This window comes from Nostoc sp. MG11, from assembly GCF_014904695.1.
GTDB lineage: Bacteria > Cyanobacteriota > Cyanobacteriia > Cyanobacteriales > Nostocaceae > Komarekiella.
On record NZ_JACXXN010000006.1, the window covers coordinates 211,145 to 232,398 of the forward strand.

The following is a 21,254-nucleotide window of genomic DNA, read 5'->3' on the forward strand; positions in this document are numbered from 1 at the left end:
ATCAATTTGAAATTAGGTATTTATATTAGCCCCATCTTTTATGGTAGTTATTTTTAGCAAGGTATTGTGGAGAGCGATGGAGTGAGAAAGCAGGGGAGCAGAGGGGCCAGTGGAAGAATAAATAAAACAGGACTTACGCACTCAGATCCCCCAACCCCCTTAAAAAGGGTGCTTTAGAAGTTCCCCCCTTAAAAAGGGGAGCAAGCGCGGTCTTGGGGTCTCCCCAAGTGGAGCGACTGGCGTGGGCTAGGGGGGATCTAGGTTTCAGGCTTCGGTGCGTAAGTCCTATAAAAGACAAATAACTTTTGACTTTTGACCCTTGACCCTTGACTCCTAACTCCTGACTCCCAAAAAGTCATAAACTGAAAAATGCATCTAGTAGCGTTAGGATCTTGACTAAATCAACTGTGCGGAAAATAGTTATTGCCGGTAACTGGAAAATGTTCAAAACCCAGGCAGAATCCGAGGACTTTTTACGAGGATTTTTGCCCAACTTGGAGGAAACGCCCGAAACGCGAGAAGTGTTATTGTGCCCTCCTTTCACTGACTTAAATAGTTTGTCTAAGTATTTGCATGGTAGCCGTATACAGTTGGGGGCGCAGAACGTTCACTGGGAAGAATATGGAGCCTACACGGGTGAAATTTCTGCACCCATGCTGACAGAAATTGGTGTGCGCTTTGTAATTGTTGGTCATAGCGAACGCCGACAATACTTTGGTGAAACGGACGCTACTGTTAATCTGCGTCTCAAAGCTGCTCAAAAGCATGGTTTAACTCCGATTCTCTGTGTTGGCGAAACTAAACAACAACGAGATGCGGGAGAAACTGAATCGCTGATTATCGCTCAATTGGACAAAGGTTTAGTAGATGTTAATCAGGAGAATTTGATAATTGCCTACGAACCGATTTGGGCGATTGGCACTGGTGACACTTGTGAAGCAACGGAGGCAAATCGGGTGATTGGCTTAATTCGGAGCCAGTTAAATAATTCTAATGTATCAATTCAATATGGTGGCTCAGTTAAGCCGAATAATATTGATGAGATCATGGCTCAACCAGAAATTGATGGTGTCCTAGTGGGAGGAGCAAGTTTAGAACCTGCAAGTTTCGCCCGGATTGTGAATTATCAGTAAGCTTATATGCTATTTTCTGATTTTCTTGTTCCCTGGCTCTGTCAGGGAAGGCATACAATGAGACTCTGCCTCACTTTTGAGCAAAAAGAGGCGGAGCCTCCTGTAAGAGTGTTACCAGGCTCAGCCTGGTAACGAGTAGTGTGAGTTTATGTCAAACAAGTTGATAATTCGGGGACGCTGTTTCGACTGGGGACAGCGGACTTATCTGATGAGTATTTTGAATGTGACGCCTGATAGTTTTAGTGATGGTGGTGAGTTTAATACTACCTCCACTGCTTTAGCGCAGGCACAAGCATTAGTAGCTGCTGGTGCTGACATTGTAGATGTGGGTGGTCAATCAACTCGACCAGGAGCAAGGCAAATAACTCTTGGAGAGGAACTTGACCGGGTATTATTGGTGTTACAAGTGCTACGAACAGAGATTTCAATACCGATTTCTGTTGATACAACCAGGGCATCTGTTGCAAAGGCGGCTGTGGAAGCTGGAGCAGATATAGTTAATGATATTTCTGGCGGCACATTTGACTCAGAAATGTTGCCTACAGTAGCGAGTTTAGGTGTGCCGATTATTTTGATGCACATCCGGGGAAACCCGCAAACGATGCAACAACATACTGATTATCAAGATTTATTGGGAGAAATTTATAGTTTTTTGGCAAATCAAATTGCGGCTGCAACTGCTGCGGGCATTGACCAGGAGAAAATTATCATTGATCCTGGTATTGGCTTTGCTAAGAATTATCAGCAAAATTTAGAAATTTTTCGGCGGTTGCGATCGCTTAAACCACTTAACTGCCCTATCTTGGTAGGAGCATCCCGTAAAAGCTTCATTGGTCGCATTTTAAATCAACCAGATCCAAAAGCACGAGTTTGGGGAACGGCAGCAGCATGTTGTGCTGCTATCTTTAATGGCGCTGATATCCTGCGAGTTCATGATGTTCAAGAAATGCACGATGTATCGCTGGTAGCTGATGCACTGTTCCGCTATGAAGCGCAATGTGACTGTTAGATAGCACCATTTTCGGAGTTTTTGATATGACCTTCTTGATTTACCGACTCGGCAATTAATTCCTGAAACATTTCAGTTGAGTTAGCTGGGTCTACAAAGACAATTTTGGCATTGTTGCTCTCACCCAGTTTTTGGCTGGCGTCTACATAATCTTGAGCTACAAGATACCGCAGAATATCCTTGCTTTCAGGATTGGAACGTAAGGCTTGAGCAATTATTTGCACCGAAGTCATAGTTCCTTCTGCTTTCTTAATGGCGGCTTGTCTTTCGCCTTCCGCTTCTAGTATGACAGCGCGGCTTTTAATTTCAGCTGCTCGCTGTTCTTCCATTGACCTCCGTACACTCTCAGGCGGTGTAATACTTTGAATATCTAAGCGGATAATCTCAACTCCCCAATCTGCCGTTATTCGATTCAACTGGTCTAAAATGGCTCTGTCCATCTCAGACCTGGAGATGTTGGTTTCCTCTACGGTGTTCTGGGCTATAATTTCCCGGAGCGTGGTCGCTGCCAGTTGTGTCAGCGCTCCTTGAAGATCGTCAATTGCATAAAAGCTTTTCTCAATATCTCTGATGCGCCAGAAGAGAACAGCATCAACTTCCAAATAGATATTGTCTCTGGTGATTACATTCTGAGGCTTGATGTCTAAAATTTGTTCTCGTGTGGTATCCTCCATCACAATCTGATCGATCAAAGGAACAATAAAGTTGAGTCCAGACTTAAGTTTGCGATGATACCGCCCCAAGCGTTCAACTAAGGCTTCATTACCTTGATTAATCAGTTTTGCAGAACCTAAGGCATAACCTATAAGCGCTAAAACTATAGCAATGATTGGCTCCATATATGCTCCTGTTCAGCTTTTGGGAGAATTTAGTGTAAAGGACATGGTACTACCTTGTCTTACCTTTCACTCTAGTAACTTAAATGAGTTTAAAACAATACCCCCATTTTAGGGGGTTAGTCATTAGTCACTAGTCATTAGTTATAAATCATCAGTCAATGGTTGGTCATTCCCTTGACCCAAGTCCGCAACTAATTCTTGAAACAGTAAGTTACATACCTTTGCCATTAACTTACCTTGCAAGTGCTTACCATTGAGTAGCTGTGATCCGGAATTGTTAGTTGTCTTCAAATTATCCCGGTATTCTAGAAGTACTGTAGTGATTGTGTTCGGGGGTAGCTTTCCGGTTTCAACTTGGCACAGTACATACTGCCAGATGCTCTTTCTGCACAGTGCAGACCCACTGGTTTTCTCAACCAAAGCATCTCCTGACTGTTCTAGAACGGTACCCATACCCAATCGCATTTTGAAGGTATCGCGTGACCGATTGCGTTTAATTCGCTTGGTGTCGCCTGCATTTCGTTTTACAACAGTCTGACCATCACGGCGTTCTCTTTCGCTACGTTTAACTTCCCTGATCTCATATTCGATCAGCGGTTTACCATTGGCATTGAGAAACGCCTCAAACGGGTAAATTCGACTTAGAAACCTAGCACGAACTCTCAGCCCAAAGCCAAATTGAGCAAAAATGCGGTTGTAAGTCCCAAAACATTCAAGAGCCACCAGTGCTGAAATTTCACCCTCGATGCGCTGTTCCTCCAACTCAATGTCACACAACCAATCGGCATGAGTTCTAACTGTGGGGTCAATCTCAATTCCGTAGGCAGTGGCCACCGAGTTTTTGTACTTGTTGTTTAGCATGGTAAGACTTCGCGGCGAAATCTCACCATATCTTTGGGCTAACCAACCCCATAATGGGGGAACATTACCCACTTTGGTTGATTTAGAGATGGTATGAGCTACTTCTGGGAACTGCCACGCCAATAGTTGGCGACAGTAGTTGATGATTGGGCTTTGTACGCGGTTCAAGTGTTCAAGCTGTTGGCACAGTTCCCGCAGTCGGTCGATTCCTTCCGCCCTGTGCATGAGAAAGTATTTGAGATTTAACTCGCCTGACTCTGTTTGGTGATCTGGATCAAGTGGGTAGGCGGCCATTGCCAGTGCATCAGCTGCATCTGACTTATTTGGTAAATTTTTACCTCCTCTATATCGCCTTAACTCCACATGACCAACCCAGAGAATTTTCACCGATATACTGTTGAGAATTGATGCCCATAATCTACTGTAATGATTGCCTGTCGGCTCAAGTATGGCAATATCAGGCATGATTTCCCGCACGAAATCAGCAAAGTCAAAAGCATTTTTTTGCTTCTTTTTCGGATTGGGATTACTATAAAAAGCTGGGTAAAAACTTGATGCTTTATTCCGAGTTTTTTCCCAATAACTTTTTAATCCACCTTTTGGATAAGATGTTAAAAGGTGAACTGTGACGCTCGATTTTGAGACATCGATGCCCAAGATTTTCAATTCAGTTGTCATGGTTCAACAATGCAAAGGTGTAATTTCCTTAGTGGCTAAACCCGAAATACCAGCGCACGAATCACCCTAACGCCCCACACTTGAGGGGCGCGATTCACTCCTAAACGCATTCGGGTCAACCATTACATCAAGGAAGCTGCGCTTGAAAGGTAAAACGCCTCAAAACAGAGGCGCAATTCAGTCTCAACGCCGCATTCCATTTGTGCAATGGGGCGAACTGCTTTGGACACAATCCGCGACGTGGGGCGAGTTGTACCCACGTTTCGGCTACTGTGTTAGGTAGCCTCATCAGGCGGATTATCTAAACTCTTGATGCAGTATGCCTTCAGCGTCTCTAATAAGTTCTTGTGATTTTTGATAAAGTTCTGCGCTTGGGAATTCTTTGCTAGTCACAATTGACAAAGCTTTATCAATTAAAGCTTTTGCGTATTGGCAGTTGTGCCAAGTAATGTAATAATCCCAAGCTGGATCGCGTTCTGGAATGTTGTCAGTCATAATCGGGTAGTTCGTAAATTTTTCAAAGTTTGCAAGACTTTCCTATTGCTGATAATGCGTGTTTCTATCGTTTTAAAATCGGGCTTTGGCTGTTGCATCTCTTGCAAAATTTCTTCGATGTCTACAGAAAGTGAAAGTAGATGAAGATTCAAAGCATCAACAGTTCTTTCTATTTTTTCAAGCCTTTTTTCTAAATTTTCTGTCATTCGTACCAGTCCTCATCGTAATCACCAACTAATGACCATGAGTTTTTTGGGTCAACTTGGTTGAGGACATCCACCATTGCCCGACCCGTGAGGACATCTAAAACTGAGTAATTACCAGCTGCTAGAGCACCCTCAATTTTCCTCTTAAAGAAAGCTTGTTCTAATTCTGGAGTTCTGAGTCTTGGGTCAACGTCCTCAATGGAATAAATTGACTTAGGCTGCTCGTTACCTTCAATCCATCGCTCGTGTTGGCTGTTGTAAAAATTACGCCAAGCTTTTTTTGATGGTGGATGGGGCGCGGTTTCAAAAAAGTCCGCTAGCTCCTTTGACCTCTGGAACCCTTCAGCATCGCAATGCATTGATTCAACCCACCCATCAGCCATTGCAAACCCCCCTTTGGTTGCAGCATCAGTTGCTACTTCATCAACACCAGCACCCTTGGCACTGGCAATCAGTTGAGCGAGGGCCCTCGCTTGTGTAATGCTGAGGCGGTCTATATCAATAATCCACAGTGGTACATTTTTCCCTTCTGCATCGATGCCTCTTTCCAGGGGGAATGGGTCACGCATGGGGAGAGTGCCGTTTGGGAATATCTCTAAAATTGGCTCGTAAGGATTGCCGGGCTTGAGTTTCACCCAGGTGTCGTGTTTGGTCATAAACTTCTCCGATTTTTCAAACGGTGATTGGAATAGCCCTCGGCTGCCTCCTGCCAAGTAGCCATAATCGAGATCGCATTGTCGCCAAAGAAACTTTCCTTATCGCCATTGACCCAAATCACAATGGCTATGGGATTAGGAAATTCCTCAAATTGCACTTGGCGAACTTGAGCTAAGTTCAGCCATCCGGCAGTAGGTGTTTTGCAAGTGAACACAGTAGGAACTGATATAATTTGCATACTTACTTAAATCCTTGGGAACAAGTATTTGAGTGGCGATCGCCCTCCTTCCACAAAGCGCGATCGCCTAAAAATTTCAGTTAAAAACCACCAAGGGAAGCGCCGCCCTCTGACGACGTTTCCCCAGCTTCAAAAGGGATATCGGGATTGTCCTCCTTCGGTGGCTCGTCCTTGATTTTTCCAAGTTTTATAAGGTCTTGCTTGAGGTAGTACACCTCGTCAGACAATCTGTTTTTTTGTGCTTCTAAATCTAGAATCTGTTTCTGGAACTCCTTACCAATCTGAGAACGGATGTTGCGCTCAACCAATTCCATCAACTTCAAGATTGCAGCGTCTTCATCATCTCCTTCTAGAACTTCAGCAAACAGTTCTAGGTGCTTGTTTTCGTAATTCCCCAGGTTTAAAACTCTTTTGTAGCTGACGGTTTTAAGTTGCATAAGTTTGTGATATTTTTTACTTGTCCAGGTTTCAAGTGTTTGAATCGATTTCAGAAGCGATCGCGTTGCCTCTTACACGATCGCTTTTGAATTAGTCCTCTTGCTGCTTTAGTTCCTCCAATACCTGACTAGTCACTTCACACATAATCCGGCGCAACTCCTTGGCTATCTCCGGTGGTTCCCGTTTAATGGCAGATTCCAACGCATTTAAAAGCTTTTCGTAAATTTCCATGATGCTCCTTTGGGTGATCGATGCATGAATTTTGAGCTATCTTTGAATTTCCTGGTGTTGCTCAAAAAGTACCTGGAATGTTCCTCCCCCTTGGCGCAAAAGGCTCATGTAAGCATAGGCGTCTGAACGGGTACGCAATCGGGCAACACAGACATTGTGACCAGAAGGCAGATATTGAAAAATTGCCCACGGTCTGATTTCATCGCGGTAAGTCATAATTTAAATTCCAACGTTTTTCAAAAAAAAACACCAGCGCAGAGTTCCACCAACTGACGCTGGTGTATCCATATTTAGGAGAGGGAGCGAGCGCAGCGCGTTCACACGCGCGGGCGTCATCGGAGGAAATCGCCAGTATTTATAAACTGGCGAATCAATGGTTTAGTACGTAGATTTGTTGTGTGATTGGCGTCTTTTATACCTCCAAAACGAGACAGCATGAGTTGTGACGCTCTGTGGTGAAGCTATCGCGCCAGGGAAATGTTATGTGTTCAGGAGTCAGGAGTTTAAATTACTACTCCTCATCTTCATCGTCGCGTCTCCCTCTCTCGTCGTCCGCTTCGATTTGAATTAGCACTTTGCCGTCAACAGGGGCGATCGCTCTGATATAGAATTCTTCCCCTTCATACTCTTCTAGAATTACTAGGGCGTTTTCTGGATGAGCTTGCAACTTTTCAATTAACTCTTTAGTTGTCACTTTGGTTACTGGGTAAGTGTGCAGATTTAAGCAAAACAAATCACCGCCCGGTCAACTCGTGTCCGCGCTCCGTTTTTGGTGATTACAGGGTGTTTCCGCGCCGGGGCATAAAGCAGTGGCGCGGGTGAGTTGCTCCTGATGGGCCACGCAAGGTTTCGGCGTGGGGGAGCGGCGGTATTGTGCAAAAATATAAAGAATGACAGAAGAAACCACAGCAGAGAAAAAGACGATCAATGCGACTGTGAGAATGTCGCTTCAAGATTGGGAAGCGCTGAAGAACAAAGCATCCCAGTTAGGAATGACTCGAACACAGTTTTTTACCCAGATAGCGAGGGGAGAAATCAAGCTAGATCACGGGTTGCTCCTAGAGGACAAGCAACTATTGGGGGAATTCACCGTAGGCTGAGGGAATTACACGAAGCTTGCTTAAATCTCATTGACTCTCAGCAAAAGCAGCTTGAAACCAGCCTACATGAAAAGAAACAACTAACAGCAGAGATACACGATTTAGAGACACTCTTAGCTGAGACTTTGGACGACATACCAGATAACGAATAAAGCCGTTTACCTCTCCGGGTAGACGGCTTTTTCGTGAAGGCGATCGCATTCACTACACCACTGCGATCGCGCCAAACTTAAATACCTAGAAACTCAAGCTATGAAAGTAACCAGAGAATATTACAAAAAATTTAAAGATAAATGCGGGTATCTCCCGATACTTGTATTCAGTGAACCCGCAGATAGTGGATTGAGTAGCATCACCAACTCAATCTATGGAAACTACCTTAACTTACTTGATTTTAAAATCGATACTCTTCGCTATCTGCTGTTACCTATGGGAAGAGAAACTAAAAGAGCAATCCTTTCCCAAACCGCACGGCAGAGTATCCCATTCATACCGCACTGACCCCAGAAACCGCGAACTACAAGCCCAACTTCTGTCGATGATGCAAGGCGATGTCCCCGCGGCCAAACGCCTACTTTTACAGCAACGCCGCTCACAGCCGGGCAAGTCCGATAACTGGTACTTAGAAAAAGTAATTCGTGATCTAGACCGCGATCGCCACTGACTAATGACTAATGACTAATGACCAAACAAAAATATCCCAGTCCAGAGGACAGAGCCATAACAGCCGTCACGCTTGAATTACACCAATTTATCGACTTCATCCACACTATCGAACCCGAATTAGAAGCATCGGAAGCCATAGTGCTAGCAGCATTTATATTGCATAACTTGCCAGAACTATTTCAAAAAAACCCCGATCTACTCAATCAGATCCAAGAGATACCAAGGAAGATGAAGCTCAACCGCAATTAGTCGAGCGATAAAAAACCAAAAAGCCACCAAAAGATTTCGCAGTCATTGGTGGCTCTCTGTAATTCAAACTATTAGTAATCATGCCACAAAATTTACTAAAAAACAATCTTCCCTGGACGGAAGAACACGAAGCATACTGTTACCAACATCACATACCCCCAGCCGCGAAATCTCTTTGGCAGTGGCTAATGAGGCAAGGGGAAATAAGTACAGAAATTGAGCCAGACTTATCAGAATTCAACACCTGGGTAGCCAAAGTGAGGGGTAAAGCATATACTCACAACTACCTGAAAAAAATGTTTGAAATACTGGTATCAAGCCGTGTTTTACAAGTAATAAAACGCTACTCCTGGAAAATCTCCAAGTTACTTGTAAGACCCTTGGCGTGGTTAAATCCACTTAAAAAACGCCGAGAAAAAAACTTACAAAACAATAACTCAAGTTACAATTTAGACCCCTCAAACAATACTTCAGTCGAACAGGGGTTTAACAGCAGCAGCAATTCATCTACTCCAACCACAGCCGAATTTGAGGAGTTAGAAAGGCAACACGACATACTGAATGCTTGTGCTGAGTACCAAATATACTTTGACCCGAAAAAACCATCAACTCGCCAACTATTTGAATACGACCAGAGCGAAATCCAATCAGCCTTAAAACACTTTGTTAAACGTGGTGGCCATCAAAAAGTTCGGGATGCTCCTGCCTGGTTGATTGATTGCCTACGAAACTACTACTGGGACGATGAGACTTTTGGACTATCTGAGTTTCTTGTTTCTTTAGCTTCTTGGTTCCCGACCAAGCTACCTAGGGATTACTAACAAGTATCTGCATAGAAAAACTGCTTCCAGATTGTGGAAGCAGCGAACGTTAATAACCAAGTTTGATTATGAAACAAACCACATTATTTGATTTAGAAGCTTTCACTAAGTCTTCAATCCCCGTTTATGATCCGTTTTGGGATGAGTTAGATGCCCCCCAACAAAGTCATAGTGTTGGGGGGCAAACTAGAGACTCCGAGTCTGCGTACAAAAGTGTTGGGGAGCAAGTTAGAAGTGATACCTTAAAATCTGCCCCCCAACACGATACCCATTGGATAGAGAAGTATTGGGTTGAGAGATGCTCAAATAAGTACTGGTATTATCGCTACTGTTGGATGCAGGGAAGGAAAATTCACCGCTGCTACCTTGGAAGCGTGCGATCGCGCCAAGCGCAACACGGGAAGGAGATGGTAGAAATTGCGATCAGCGATGGGCGATCGCCTGTTGAGATTGAGAAACTAATCCGTCAGCAGCGTGATCAAGGGGCCCGTGAGCAACTACGTCTCTAAATTTCCGCAACTCATCCCAACGGCGGCTATTAGTGCTTCCAGTACGGCTGTACTGATTGGGGTGAAACTCTGCAATTCTCATTTCAACAAACTGATCAATCGCCCGTAAGATCAGCTGTTGGTCTAGCTCCAGACCAGAATCTATTGCCCTGGCATATTCCAGAATTTTTGCAGCCAGTGTTATTGGCACTCGAATAGTTTGAGTTTTACCGTGGTTCCAAGCTGGCGTGAAGCTGGTGCTGTTCTGTCCTGGTCTTAGCATTGCTTGTACCTTGAAAGGCCTGTGTCAAGGCAGGATACAGCGTTTTTGCGGTCAATGCAATTAAAAAGGCGATCGCCTGTGAGCGTGCGATCGCGCGGCATCATGAAATCTTGCAATCTCAATTCAGGATATTCTCAAGAAGCTGCGTTGTCACGGAATACGTAGCGATGGTTGGTACAGCTCGTCTATTTCATCCCAAGCCTGATCAGCCAATGCCTCTAGCGCCTTAGCCAAATCTGCGGGGTGATCGAAGTCACCAGCTTGGAGTTTTCTGTAGAAGATTTCGATTCGTAAGTAGAGGTCAGGCATAGGTTATAGGGTTGCGATCGCGCCTTTGATTCTGTCCCCGTCAATTTCCACATAGTGGCCAAGTGCCTTCAGGTCACGATGTCCAGTAATCGATTGAATCGTGTAAAGGTCTATTCCCTTGCGATGGAGCTTAGTGATAAAGCTCCGGCGGGTGCTGTGGGTACTTATGCCCAAGGCATCCAAACCAGCTCGTTCCACAGCTGCACGTAAAATTTTATCCGCCCAACGTACAGTAATTGGCTCGTTCCCCTCACGGCAGGGAAACAGCCATAAAGAATCGGGTTTGTATGCCCGCAAAGACTCCAGTAGAACAGAATGTACTGGGACTTGGCGAGTTTGGCGCGTACCATCCGGCGCGGCCTTGCGAGTGCGTGCGCGGAAAGTAATGCAGTCATGCGGTAAACCATTGCTCTGGTAGACATCCTCAGTTCGCAGCTGAACCAATGCCCCCCAGCGTTCCCCGGTATACCAAGCCAAGTCTAAAAGCAGTTTATATTTTTGGCTTTTTATCTGCTTGCGGATTTTAGAATAGTCCATGTCAGATAAAATAGCCGCCTTCCCATTGCGGTTATTTTTCATTCTCTTTCAAGTTTGGATGTTCCGGTTTAACCAATTGCAGTGGTAAAATCGGAACATTTTTAATTTTAGTTATTAGTAAAACTTGGCTCAATCCTAGGCGTATCAATGCTTTTAGCACCTCAGTGATTGTTCCGAATTTACATAAAACTGGTACATTTACATATTTTTATGCAGTGAATAAAACGGGAGAGTAACTATTTAAAAATCCCCAAAGATATGACAGCAATAAACCTAGCGACTGACATCCCTTCACAAATTAATACAGTCGAGAAACTGCATAGCTGGACAGGTAACTTACTGGCAAATGTTAATCCTGCTCTGATGGTTATTGAAGGTGTTTCTTATACGGAGAGAGCCGCCCAGTGGGGTAGATTCTGGATTCCGGCTGACGTTAAAACACGAGAAATTATTCGTTTGTCGCTGGCGGTCAGCGCGGACTGGACAAATGGCTCTGGCAAGCCTTGGACGTTTGTCCAAGAACTCAGTACCACAGCTATCCCTGCGAATTTCAAAGCCAATTAGCAATCATGAGTGATATCAATCCCAGGCAATTCATCTCACTCGATTATGCTAATGCCGATTTGTATCAGGGATTGAATAATCGCACTCCGCCGCCAGCAGTTCCCTTAAATCTGCCATTACCAGAACTTGCCAATATAGCAGGCTCAGCGGAAAAAACCACAGCAGCACAACTCGCGACAGCAAGGGAAGAACTGGCAAGACAACGCGAATTAGGCAGGCCGCAACGAGAAGCCCAAGCACAAAGAGAAGCTGACCTTGCCCAACGCCAACAGGCATGGCGCAACCAGATGGCAGAGAAGTATCCATCTATGTACAAACCTCAGCCAACAGGGGGCGAAAATGCATTAGGGTACGATTACTTGTATAAGCCGAACAAATCCACCACACCAACAACGCCTTCTACTGCTTCTCCTCCACCAACACTCAATAACACCTCTGCTAGAGCATCCAGTCTTGTGGAGCCTACTGCTACACCAGCACCAGCCGCGCTCAAAGAAGCAATCCCCACGGCTACAGCAACAGCAGGGGGAGTAGCAGCAGTCGCGGCGGTGCTACCGCGTTCTTTACCGCAAGCAGCGGGAAGGCTTGCTGTTCCTGGTGTATTCGCCGTTGCCGATTTTGGCAGCAGAGTAATTCAAGGCCAGCCAGTAGGACAAGCTGCTGGTTCTGCATTGATTACCAGCGGACTTGGTACGGCGGGTTGGGCTGTCGGTAGTTTTTATGGTGGGCCTGTTGGTGGTGCTGTTGGGGCGCTTGTGGGTGGATTTATTGCCTCTAAAATTAATGATTTCATATTCGGGCGCGTACCCATATCATCAGCAGTGCCACCAATAGATCCTGTTGTCGGTAAGTACCCATTTTTAGGAGGACAGGCAGTAGGTGCTAGATATTGGGTGAAAGCGAACGCAACTCAATACTTAGATGGTCAACCATATCAGATTTATGCCATCAATGATCAAAATGTATACGGCCCAATTGAGGCAATAGACGTAACAAATAATTACAACGAAACTGGAGTACCCGTGCTTTTTGTCAAGGCACGGGATATCTCAGGTAATCCAAATACTATCTTTACTGGTGGTGGCTGGGCTCCTAGGTACACAGTGGGTGATTTACGCAATATTAACGTTACCCTCTTGAGTGGCATAGACAATAATCTCAACCCCGCGCCCGCTCCTATTGTTGATACTAGGACACCAGCATCGGTACAACATCCAGCTAATCAAGAATCAGGGGTAGCTAGCGGTGTACCAGGTGGCAGCAGTGTACGTCCGTTACCAGCAATTGGTGTTGGCGGCGGCAATACAATCAACCCTTCACCGCGCGGCGATACCCCAGGATGGATACCACATGCCTACCCAGAACCACGCCGTGTCCCGAATCCGAATACCACACCGCAAGGATTAGGGATGGGATTACCAGACACCGGGCGATTATTGCCTGACCCACGACCTTTTGCTGAACCAGAAGATGTGGCTGTACCTAGGACGCGCAGCAGTGGCTCAACCACGATATACACTGACTTAGGACGCACACCATCACCGTCTCCAGAACCCGTAAAACCTGTACCCTTCAATGATGCACAAAGCCCCACACCTAAAGTACAGTCTCAATTCCAGCCAAAAACTTCAGAACAAGCAAAATCAGCAGACGATGACAAAAAGATAAAAGATCTAAATGATGAAGTTACTAGGCTAGGTGCAGCGATCGCCGCGATCACCACACTCATAAACAAAATACCCTCTGATATAGCAAAGTCCCCTGATATACGTGCAGCCAATAAAGACGATATACAGGGCGCAGTATGCGAAATTGCCCAGCCAGGTGGATGTTTAGGCGCTCCTATTAAAAAAGCTGAAGACGCTGCTAAAGGTAACGCTACAAAAATTGATGAACTTGGTAGCAAACTTGATGCATTAAACCTTGGTAGTAATGCCGCACAACTTGCATTACTTACCACTATCGATAATAAAATTGGTGATCAATTACCCGGCGGCTTGGCGGGCAAGCTATCACGATTTGCTGATTGGATGCATCTCGATAGAGTACTAAATATTTTGATTCTTGGAGCCACAATACATAATGGTTTAATGCTTAGTAATGATATTGGACAAACTTTCTTAGGCATTATTAACAATGTGCTGACACTTATCGGCTTGAAAAAAGAAGATGGCTCTAGTTTTGATATAGGTAGTGTGATATCTACTGGCATTGAAAATTTAATCAAAGGAGCGATCGGAGCCGAAAATTATCAAGAATTAACAGCAGCTTGGGCCAAAGCTAATCGAATTTATCAGGCAACAACTAATGTTCTGAATAGCTTTTTGAACCTGTCCCAAACTATTTTACAAGCTTCTGAATTGATAGCAGCCTATACAGGAAAGATAGGAAATGCCTTAAAGAAGGGCGGGGTAATTTTAGAAAGTGCTTACGGCTGGATGAATCCACAGCCGAAATTTAATCGCGTCACGCAATTTCTGGAAGGCTTGCAAAATGGAGCAAGCACCATACAGATGGTGACACAAGCGCCATTGGATATCATTAATGCAACAACTGAATTAACAACAGCATCAACAGAATTTGTTAAGGCAGTTAAAGAAGATGATAAGCCTGCAAATAAAGCTTCAACTGTACCTGAACCAGATGAATTAAAAGCCAAAGAAATTCAGAGTAAAACTAATTCGCAACCAAATCCATTTGACTTCTTAGACTTGTTCGATGGAGAAGACTAACAATGCCCCTGCCAGACAATTTTAGTCCATTTGAACACCTTCAGCAGACTTATAAAATTGAATTTAATCGACGGGTGGATAGGTACTTTAGAGATGTAGAAGGTAATGGTGATTTAACATCACCAAGAGCGTCACTGAAATTAGCGTGCAGAATTGATGATAACGATAATGACGCAATGATGAATATGCGTCGTAGTTTGTTTTTTGACGTGATTGGGTATAGCCGTAAAAATCTCGCGGTTGTTTATGGGAGTAAATTTGATACTGCTCCCCCCGTCGCCGGACATCCTCAGCTATTTTTATATTTCTCACAAGACGGAGCGGCACAACCAACAAATGAGCCATTGCTTGAACATGAAAAAAGTTGCAGGCTGATGAAATTTTCATGCTCAAGTGAAGGAACAAAACCTGCTATTACTAAAGTAGATATGACAGCAATTGCCAATGAAATAAAAACTTTGTTCTTGGATAATAAAAAAGGAATTACGTATACCACTGGGAATAAATCAGCAAGCTACACCGACCCAGACAACGGATTTGCTAAAGGAAATTATCTGTTAGTCAATGCCAAAACTGATGCGGTGAATATATATTCAAAAATGTGTAACGCAATCGACGTACCTTACCGGGGTGATAGTCATATTGTCCTTAACGACCCGGATAAAGCCAGTACTACCACTGCAACAGCTGGCAAGACTACCATCTTAGGAACACAACGAAATAACAGGCGCTACAGACCCGTAGCGGTACTCCGGTTTAGATACGCTTATATCTCATTGGGAAATTTGATATCCCCAGTATTTCTGATTGATACCACCCTTAGAAATCAGTCGCTAGTAAAGTGGCTGTAAAACTTGTTGGGGAAATTAGGCCGAAACCTATTAGGTTTCACCACAAAGAATAACGGTAAAAACCAACCTATATTGTAAAAAAACATCTCAGTAATCGGGTATTCAATATGGGCTTTAGAGCGTTAGAAAGGTATGAAAGCCAAAAAGCTAGATATGATGCTTACAAAGCTTGGAGAGCAAAGACCCCAGAACAGAAGCAAGCTTTATACGATGCAATTCCGGGTATTTCTACTGGTAGGGCAAAGCCAGTCCTAGCAACGGGTTTTATTATCCCCTTTAATTCCACAGGCACGATTGTCACATACATAGAAACGTCTAAGATTTTAAACGCAACACAAGGTTCTGCGGTTGGGGCTGACGTAGCTAACGCACTTCGTACTGCATTGGGTGGGCAATTTTTCGCTACTGCAACAGGAACTACCCCTGTAATTCTCACAAACCCTAGATACAAGTTTGCAAAACTTAGCTTTACCAACAAAGACTCTTTTGTGAAAAGAGTATCCCGGATTACTGGGTCTACTTACCAAAAGCCAACAACTGATACGGTATCAATGCCTTTTGGCGGCAAGACGATGGCGGAGGATTTTGATACAGCTGCTGCGGATATTAAAACCAAAGCCAATGGTGCAAATGCTTGGAAAAATGCCAGCACTTCTACAGTCAAAAAATCCTACAAATTCACTCCAGAAGGGATTTAATCCATGTATAGCCCGATAGCTCAGAGGGAAGGGTTTCTTTGGGTTCCTGGCGATGACATTGATTTACTTGCTGTGGAAATTGATGTTGATGCCAGTGATGAAGAATTCGCTGGGATGATTGGGTGCAACAAAGCAGCTAGAGAATAGATCTCTTGCAAAAGTCCGAAAATTATTAGTGTCATTTTGACCAGAACATATGTGGAGGAAAGAATATCCGAGATGTTTCGCTCCGCTCAACATGACAATTTAAGCATTTATGCAAGAGGTCTAATGGTTAGAGAATCGAATCTCGTTAGCTGACTACTGCGACAATCTGCAATTACATGGGGTAAAAGACCCTTTGGAAATTGTGGGTGAATTTTTTGATCATGTTGAGTTAATGATGTACCGAGGGGTGTAAGTGAGCAGGAATTTGCAGCTAGGGATAGAAAGTAATTGGGCTTTGCAATATAGTAATTCTTTCCCTGCTGTAACTTATTTAAATGACTCGGCAGGGAATCCAATTTATGAAAGGATAACTGAAATAAATATTCCCGTAGTATTTGATAAACCCATCATTGCTGTGTCTGTCGTTACTACTGTTCCTGTAGGCAAGATTTGGAAGTATGCAGGGTACTTGCGTCGTAGCTTAACAACTGGCTTGGGCGCAAGTTTCGTGGGTGAGACTGAAAGCTTGTTTTTAGGTAAGTTTAATTTAATATTTTTTAGCGATTTAAATATTAATTATTTCGTATCACTTCAAGTTCCAAAATGGTTCATTAATGCCAACATTGCTATTTATCAATATGAAGGAATAGACACAACAACGCTAGAAGATGATGTGACGGCGATAAAAATAGCGCTAGAAATACAATGAAATTCGATGTTGATATAGCCAGCTTTTTACTAGCTTTCGTGGGTGCTACATCAGGCTGGATCGCTTGGTGGATTAATAAAGTAAAGTTTGAAAAACAGCAAGCTGCTTTAGAAAGGCAACAGGCTATCCAACAGGCGAAAGCTGTCGCTGAAAAAGCGGTAAATGAAGAACGTGATTTCAACCATCTTGTTCGCAACCAGCAAGACATTTCCAAGAACATTACTTACTGTTTTGATGAAGTTGAGCATCAACTCAATGACCAAGACCGAGTGTTACAAGAAATCAAAGCTTATTTAATTGCATATGGGATTGCTAATACAGAAGTACTACGCAAGAGGGACAGCCAGGAATAACTCACTGGGGATTCAGTCTAATGTTTTGAGTCTGTGATTTTATGAACACTAGTAGCGATGTCTGATGACAAGTCGCTGTGCATCTTGTACGTCTTATACATGCAGGACATTATGGCGCAATGCGATCGCTATTAAAGCACCTTGATCACAGGCTGGCAAGGAGTACTTTTGTCATAAATTTTACTTACACAACCAGTTGTTATCTATAGTGACTTGCTGAAAGTTAAAACTTCGGTGCTGCACAAATGCTACAAAAACCTCTATCTCACCCATTGGTTGTCTTTTCGCTGTGGGATTATGGCGGTTTTAGTTCTAGGCTTTGAAGCTTCAATAAGAAGCATAGATATGTAGAGTTTCTGTGATTTTCCTGTTTGTTTTGGCAAATTTTTATAAGTCAGCCTCGAAGTTGAGACTGTGTAATTAGCAATTAGTGTATTAGTTATTAATAAAGTGTAACTTTGTTGGTCAAATGCACTTTTAGAGAAATCTGGGGACGAGGAGGATAGATTAGCGTCCCCAGTTTGCAGTTCTATCTAAATACCAGTAACAAACCTGAGAATATTTATGATCGTGCCTAGAGGCCCTGCTATGGTGCTTAAGGTATCACTGGTCTTGGCTATGCCAGAGCGGCTAACTAGCACAACGTCATTATTGCGAAGTATGGGATTAGTTTCCTCATTAATTCCTTGGGAGAAATCCACTTTTACTTGACGTTTAGTCACAGAACCATTGGGATTGAGCCTGACCAAATCTACAACAGCCCTGCTAGCTCTAGCATCGTTGAATCCACCCGCAGCGAGTAGTGCTTGATTTAAAGAGCTATTAGGCTGAATATCTACAGCTCCCGGCCTTTTAACTTCACCTACCACACCAACTTGAATGCGTCCAGGAGATAAAGTAGTAGTAGCTAACTGGGTGGCTTCTGCTGGGTTAATCTCAGTTGCCGTAGGAATAAAAATCGTATCTCCGTCTTGCACAATCAAATCTTGATTGATATCACCACTCTCCAAGAGTTGCCAAAGATTGATATCTAAAGTTTGTTCTGAGCCGCTTCTGGTGGGTCGGCGGAGGATAATATTACGAACATTTGCTTGTGGCGTAATTCCTCCAGCTAGTTGAATTGCTCGCGTTATAGTTGGCTGTCCGCTACCAGTTGGCTGACTAGTGCCTGTAGTAGTGGCGTTCCCTCCTTCCGTGCTACCTGTAGTCACAAGATACGAGCCAGGACGGTTGACTTCCCCTACGATGGCGACCGTGCGCGGTGTGGTTTGGCTAGCGGCAAAATTAGCGGCAGATAAATTGCGTGCTCTTGCCAAGTCAAATGTGGTTGCTGTTGGCACGACTATAGTGTCTCCATCCCGCAAGGTAATATCCTGTGTTAATCTACCTGTTTGGACGAGTTCTTCCAAATTAAGTGTGACTACTTGCTCTGGGCCACGTCCTACTTTGCGCCGCAACTGCACCTGAGTCATATCCGCACTACCAAGTGTCCCCTGTGCTGTGGTGAGTGCAGCTAAAACAGTTGGATATTGTACGCCTGGATTGTCCCCTGCGCCGCCGCTTAAACTTAGAGTGTAAGCCCCTGGGCGTGTTACCTCTCCGGCAACGAAAACATTTATGGGACGAGGCGATAGTAAGTTGATTGAAATCAGAGGACGTTTGAGAAAGCGAGAGTATCTTCTGGCGATTTCATCGGAAGCTTGTTCGGTTGTTAGCCCCAGAACAGGTACACTACCAATTAAAGGTAGGTTAATCGCTCCACCTGGAGGAATTTGATATTCACCTGTATATTCGGGGACTTCAAATACATTTACACGGATGCGATCGCCGCCTCCCAATGAGTAATTGGTATCTATTGGTACACTAGGTGATGTTTGTGTAGTAGGTGATGTTTGTCTAGTGGGTGTTATTGGTGTTATTTGCGTAAGTGGTGTTATTTGCGTAGTGGGTAATACTGGTTGTCCCTGAGCTAGGCTGGCAGATGGCACAGCGACATTGACAGCCGCTAACAAGGCCACACCCGCAGCTGGCTGGGTGAGGAATTTCAACAAACCTGTGTTAAGCATATTTACCTGAGACTCTGAGACTACTATTGGTAAAGTACTGTCTAAACATTTTTATTTTGACTATACTTAATTATTCAAGTTCCCCGACACTCTTATTTTCCTAGAAAAGTGTAATTTTCCGGAGTAAAGTTATCGATTGAATTTGAATTTTTAGTGAAGTTAACTTAAAGTTCAACTAGCCTGAATATAGCAGCCCCGAAGGAATATAGGACTTACGCAAAGAAATTTAGTTTACATAACAAACGGTCTATTGTGTAACCATATACCTGTAAACAAAAACTTCTAAGCTAAATCAATATTCTGATAAATTAACGGTAATTTCAAATACGCTATGAGTAGTTATTCTCGGCAAAATTCTTATTAACACCATTAATTAAATTTACATGTGAAATAAGGAAGTATAGATTGAACAACCTGTATTTTAAAACAGAAAACTATTTGACAACAAGACTATTTATAGTAATTCGCTCTGGGACTACGCCCTGCTTCTCTACAACACGCTTTGCTTAGCTTGCTTAAGAGTAGGAGTACGCTAGAGTACTTTGTAACGAAGACACACATAAAAAGCTTTGTCGCAAGCCTTTTTTATACTTAGTTAGCTTTTGAAAAAATACAGCGTTTCCTAATCTATTGGGGTACAGCTTAACCTCACCCCGCTAAAGCTGTGCTTTATCTCCCCTCTCCTTTTTAAGGCTACGGTGTACACACAAGTCCAAGTAAAGTAATAAGGGAAGGAGTTGTGGGGAGAAGAAGGTGGTGGAAAATCCAATCAGAATACACGCTCAAGTAGTTGGGGGAAAAGCATTTGGAGACCCGCGACTCTTTAGCAAGGAGAGGGGTTAGGGTGAGGTTTTGATATGTACTTCATACACATGGGAACCGCTGACAATTTGATATTAGATGAGCTATTTTATTTTTGGATCTGTTGGATAAAAAATTCTTCTAGGGAGTGACGAGACAATTTCATCGCAATAATTTGTCCTTCCATGAGACGAAGACTGGCAAGAAAATCATAGTAGTTATCTTGTAGTGTACCTTGCCAAGAACCATCCGGCTCGAATACCAGACTAGGTATCCATTTCTTGAGAATTTCCCAATCACCACCTTGACCTTTGACGTGATATATGCTTTTTAAGCCTAGGAGTTCATTGAGGGAACCGGAGCAAATTAATTCACCTTGAGCAAGGATAGCAATGCGATCGCAAATCTGCTCTACTTCACTGAGAATGTGGCTGTTAAAAAAAATTGTCTTACCATCGGCTTTTAACGCCAGGATAATTTCCCGCATTTGATAACGTCCCACCGGATCAAGGCCAGACATTGGTTCATCTAAAAAGACCAATTTTGGTTCGTTAATTAGTGCCTGCGCCATACCGACACGCTGTAACATTCCCTTAGAGTAGCGGCGAATCTGCTTTTTTTGAGCATCGGCTTGAGATAAACCCACTAATTCCAGCAGTTGCGGAATGCGCTGGCGTTGCACCTTTTTGGGGATTTGGAATAGCCCAGCTGCTAGCTGTAAAAATTCCCAGCCTGTGAGATAGTCATACAAATAGGGGTTTTCTGGCAGATAGCCGATGTGTTGCTTAATGCTGCGATCGCCTAAAGACTTACCCAACAATAATCCTTGTCCAGAGGTGGGACGAATAATACCCAGCAGCAATTTTAAAAGAGTGGTTTTACCAGCACCATTTGGCCCCAACAACCCAAATGTTTCCCCTTTGTAAACTTTTAAAGAACAGCTTTTGAGAGATATGACTTTTTGATTCAGCCAAAAGCCAGTGCGATAAACTTTTCGCAACTCAGAAGTTAGGACTACTGGCGGAGTATCTTTAATATTCAGTTGAGAATCAGCGTCGTCTGCAACAGACTTCATCTCGTTTTAATTACCTACTT

30 protein-coding genes are annotated in these 21,254 nt (G+C 43.7%); 14 read left to right on the plus strand and 16 right to left on the minus strand.

Features of this window, described 5'->3' with window-relative positions:
* The first annotated feature begins 407 nt into the window (after positions 1 to 407).
* Entirely contained in the window at positions 408 to 1,133 is a 726-nt protein-coding gene (gene tpiA / locus HCR01_RS11930; RefSeq protein ID WP_193196521.1) for a triose-phosphate isomerase, read from the plus strand.
* 148 nt (positions 1,134 to 1,281) lie between these two features.
* Positions 1,282 to 2,142: a dihydropteroate synthase gene (gene folP, locus HCR01_RS11935; RefSeq protein WP_193196391.1), complete on the plus strand. Its 861-nt coding sequence runs from the start codon at positions 1,282 to 1,284 to the stop codon at positions 2,140 to 2,142.
* On the opposite strand, the gene HCR01_RS11940 is transcribed toward folP, so the two are convergent.
* The 10 genes from HCR01_RS11940 to HCR01_RS11985 all read right to left on the minus strand — a co-directional run bounded on the left by HCR01_RS11940 (position 2,139) and on the right by HCR01_RS11985 (position 7,479).
* On the minus strand, positions 2,139 to 2,981 hold the full coding sequence (locus HCR01_RS11940; RefSeq protein ID WP_193196392.1) for an SPFH domain-containing protein: 843 nt from the start codon (positions 2,979 to 2,981) through the stop codon (positions 2,139 to 2,141). The two genes, folP and HCR01_RS11940, sit on opposite strands and share 4 nt — an antisense overlap.
* 141 nt (positions 2,982 to 3,122) lie before the next feature.
* Positions 3,123 to 4,520 (minus strand): transposase, encoded by a 1,398-nt coding sequence (locus HCR01_RS11945; RefSeq protein ID WP_193196393.1) that lies wholly within the window; start codon positions 4,518 to 4,520, stop codon positions 3,123 to 3,125.
* A 297-nt stretch (positions 4,521 to 4,817) separates the two neighbouring features.
* A complete protein-coding gene (locus HCR01_RS11950) occupies positions 4,818 to 5,015 on the minus strand; it encodes a hypothetical protein (RefSeq protein ID WP_193196394.1) in 198 nt (65 codons plus the stop codon).
* Positions 5,012 to 5,221: a hypothetical protein gene (locus HCR01_RS11955; protein ID WP_193196395.1), complete on the minus strand. Its 210-nt coding sequence runs from the start codon at positions 5,219 to 5,221 to the stop codon at positions 5,012 to 5,014. Before HCR01_RS11955 ends, HCR01_RS11950 begins: the two co-directional genes overlap by 4 nt.
* Positions 5,218 to 5,877 carry a hypothetical protein gene (locus HCR01_RS11960; protein ID WP_193196396.1) on the minus strand — a complete coding sequence of 220 codons (660 nt, stop codon included), beginning with the start codon at positions 5,875 to 5,877 and terminating at the stop codon, positions 5,218 to 5,220. Before HCR01_RS11960 ends, HCR01_RS11955 begins: the two co-directional genes overlap by 4 nt.
* On the minus strand, positions 5,874 to 6,116 hold the full coding sequence (locus tag HCR01_RS11965) for a hypothetical protein (RefSeq protein WP_193196397.1): 243 nt from the start codon (positions 6,114 to 6,116) through the stop codon (positions 5,874 to 5,876). Before HCR01_RS11965 ends, HCR01_RS11960 begins: the two co-directional genes overlap by 4 nt.
* 80 nt (positions 6,117 to 6,196) lie before the next feature.
* The gene (locus tag HCR01_RS11970) at positions 6,197 to 6,553 is read right to left on the minus strand and encodes a hypothetical protein (protein ID WP_193196398.1); all 357 of its coding nucleotides are present in this window, start codon (positions 6,551 to 6,553) and stop codon (positions 6,197 to 6,199) included.
* Between the two features lie 91 nt (positions 6,554 to 6,644).
* Positions 6,645 to 6,785: a hypothetical protein gene (locus tag HCR01_RS11975; protein WP_193196399.1), complete on the minus strand. Its 141-nt coding sequence runs from the start codon at positions 6,783 to 6,785 to the stop codon at positions 6,645 to 6,647.
* 36 nt (positions 6,786 to 6,821) lie between these two features.
* Positions 6,822 to 7,001: a hypothetical protein gene (locus HCR01_RS11980; protein ID WP_193196400.1), complete on the minus strand. Its 180-nt coding sequence runs from the start codon at positions 6,999 to 7,001 to the stop codon at positions 6,822 to 6,824.
* A gap of 295 nt (positions 7,002 to 7,296) precedes the next feature.
* A complete protein-coding gene (locus HCR01_RS11985) occupies positions 7,297 to 7,479 on the minus strand; it encodes a hypothetical protein (RefSeq protein WP_193196401.1) in 183 nt (60 codons plus the stop codon).
* A gap of 247 nt (positions 7,480 to 7,726) precedes the next feature.
* Here HCR01_RS11985 and HCR01_RS40755 point away from each other — a divergent pair, with 247 nt between their 5' ends.
* Positions 7,727 to 7,885 (plus strand): hypothetical protein, encoded by a 159-nt coding sequence (locus tag HCR01_RS40755; protein WP_413773942.1) that lies wholly within the window; start codon positions 7,727 to 7,729, stop codon positions 7,883 to 7,885.
* 27 nt (positions 7,886 to 7,912) lie between these two features.
* Here HCR01_RS40755 and HCR01_RS40760 read toward each other — a convergent pair whose 3' ends face one another.
* Positions 7,913 to 8,086 carry a hypothetical protein gene (locus HCR01_RS40760; RefSeq protein WP_413773938.1) on the minus strand — a complete coding sequence of 58 codons (174 nt, stop codon included), beginning with the start codon at positions 8,084 to 8,086 and terminating at the stop codon, positions 7,913 to 7,915.
* 166 nt (positions 8,087 to 8,252) lie between these two features.
* Here HCR01_RS40760 and HCR01_RS11995 point away from each other — a divergent pair, with 166 nt between their 5' ends.
* The 4 genes from HCR01_RS11995 to HCR01_RS12010 all read left to right on the plus strand — a co-directional run bounded on the left by HCR01_RS11995 (position 8,253) and on the right by HCR01_RS12010 (position 10,130).
* Positions 8,253 to 8,549 carry a hypothetical protein gene (locus HCR01_RS11995; RefSeq protein WP_193196403.1) on the plus strand — a complete coding sequence of 99 codons (297 nt, stop codon included), beginning with the start codon at positions 8,253 to 8,255 and terminating at the stop codon, positions 8,547 to 8,549.
* 17 nt (positions 8,550 to 8,566) lie between these two features.
* Positions 8,567 to 8,800, plus strand: coding sequence for a hypothetical protein (locus HCR01_RS12000; protein ID WP_193196404.1), 234 nt, complete (start codon positions 8,567 to 8,569; stop codon positions 8,798 to 8,800).
* A gap of 80 nt (positions 8,801 to 8,880) precedes the next feature.
* Positions 8,881 to 9,621, plus strand: a complete 741-nt coding sequence (locus HCR01_RS12005; protein ID WP_193196405.1) for a hypothetical protein — start codon at positions 8,881 to 8,883, stop codon at positions 9,619 to 9,621.
* Positions 9,622 to 9,689: 68 nt separating this feature from the next.
* The gene (locus HCR01_RS12010; protein WP_193196406.1) at positions 9,690 to 10,130 is read left to right on the plus strand and encodes a DUF4102 domain-containing protein; all 441 of its coding nucleotides are present in this window, start codon (positions 9,690 to 9,692) and stop codon (positions 10,128 to 10,130) included.
* Here HCR01_RS12010 and HCR01_RS12015 read toward each other — a convergent pair.
* The 3 genes from HCR01_RS12015 to HCR01_RS12025 all read right to left on the minus strand — a co-directional run bounded on the left by HCR01_RS12015 (position 10,045) and on the right by HCR01_RS12025 (position 11,280).
* Positions 10,045 to 10,392: a hypothetical protein gene (locus HCR01_RS12015; RefSeq protein WP_193196407.1), complete on the minus strand. Its 348-nt coding sequence runs from the start codon at positions 10,390 to 10,392 to the stop codon at positions 10,045 to 10,047. The two genes, HCR01_RS12010 and HCR01_RS12015, sit on opposite strands and share 86 nt — an antisense overlap.
* A 150-nt stretch (positions 10,393 to 10,542) precedes the next feature.
* Entirely contained in the window at positions 10,543 to 10,701 is a 159-nt protein-coding gene (locus HCR01_RS12020) for a hypothetical protein (protein ID WP_193196408.1), read from the minus strand.
* A gap of 3 nt (positions 10,702 to 10,704) precedes the next feature.
* Entirely contained in the window at positions 10,705 to 11,280 is a 576-nt protein-coding gene (locus tag HCR01_RS12025) for a tyrosine-type recombinase/integrase (RefSeq protein ID WP_193196409.1), read from the minus strand.
* A 216-nt stretch (positions 11,281 to 11,496) separates the two neighbouring features.
* Here HCR01_RS12025 and HCR01_RS12030 point away from each other — a divergent pair, with 216 nt between their 5' ends.
* The 7 genes from HCR01_RS12030 to HCR01_RS12060 all read left to right on the plus strand — a co-directional run bounded on the left by HCR01_RS12030 (position 11,497) and on the right by HCR01_RS12060 (position 17,292).
* Positions 11,497 to 11,802 carry a glucose-6-phosphate dehydrogenase gene (locus tag HCR01_RS12030; protein WP_193196410.1) on the plus strand — a complete coding sequence of 102 codons (306 nt, stop codon included), beginning with the start codon at positions 11,497 to 11,499 and terminating at the stop codon, positions 11,800 to 11,802.
* 5 nt (positions 11,803 to 11,807) lie between these two features.
* Positions 11,808 to 14,534, plus strand: a complete 2,727-nt coding sequence (locus HCR01_RS12035; protein ID WP_193196411.1) for a hypothetical protein — start codon at positions 11,808 to 11,810, stop codon at positions 14,532 to 14,534.
* Between the two features lie 2 nt (positions 14,535 to 14,536).
* The gene (locus HCR01_RS12040) at positions 14,537 to 15,385 is read left to right on the plus strand and encodes a hypothetical protein (protein WP_193196412.1); all 849 of its coding nucleotides are present in this window, start codon (positions 14,537 to 14,539) and stop codon (positions 15,383 to 15,385) included.
* A gap of 107 nt (positions 15,386 to 15,492) precedes the next feature.
* Positions 15,493 to 16,083 (plus strand): hypothetical protein, encoded by a 591-nt coding sequence (locus tag HCR01_RS12045; protein WP_193196413.1) that lies wholly within the window; start codon positions 15,493 to 15,495, stop codon positions 16,081 to 16,083.
* Positions 16,084 to 16,086: 3 nt separating this feature from the next.
* Positions 16,087 to 16,230, plus strand: a complete 144-nt coding sequence (locus HCR01_RS12050) for a hypothetical protein (protein WP_193196414.1) — start codon at positions 16,087 to 16,089, stop codon at positions 16,228 to 16,230.
* A gap of 253 nt (positions 16,231 to 16,483) precedes the next feature.
* A complete protein-coding gene (locus HCR01_RS12055) occupies positions 16,484 to 16,939 on the plus strand; it encodes a hypothetical protein (RefSeq protein WP_193196415.1) in 456 nt (151 codons plus the stop codon).
* Positions 16,936 to 17,292 carry a hypothetical protein gene (locus HCR01_RS12060; protein WP_193196416.1) on the plus strand — a complete coding sequence of 119 codons (357 nt, stop codon included), beginning with the start codon at positions 16,936 to 16,938 and terminating at the stop codon, positions 17,290 to 17,292. Before HCR01_RS12055 ends, HCR01_RS12060 begins: the two co-directional genes overlap by 4 nt.
* A gap of 533 nt (positions 17,293 to 17,825) precedes the next feature.
* On the opposite strand, the gene HCR01_RS12065 is transcribed toward HCR01_RS12060, so the two are convergent.
* The gene (locus HCR01_RS12065) at positions 17,826 to 19,358 is read right to left on the minus strand and encodes an SLBB domain-containing protein (protein WP_193196417.1); all 1,533 of its coding nucleotides are present in this window, start codon (positions 19,356 to 19,358) and stop codon (positions 17,826 to 17,828) included.
* Positions 19,359 to 20,268: 910 nt separating this feature from the next.
* Positions 20,269 to 21,234 (minus strand): ABC transporter ATP-binding protein, encoded by a 966-nt coding sequence (locus HCR01_RS12070; protein WP_193196418.1) that lies wholly within the window; start codon positions 21,232 to 21,234, stop codon positions 20,269 to 20,271.
* Between the last annotated feature and the right edge of the window lie 20 nt (positions 21,235 to 21,254).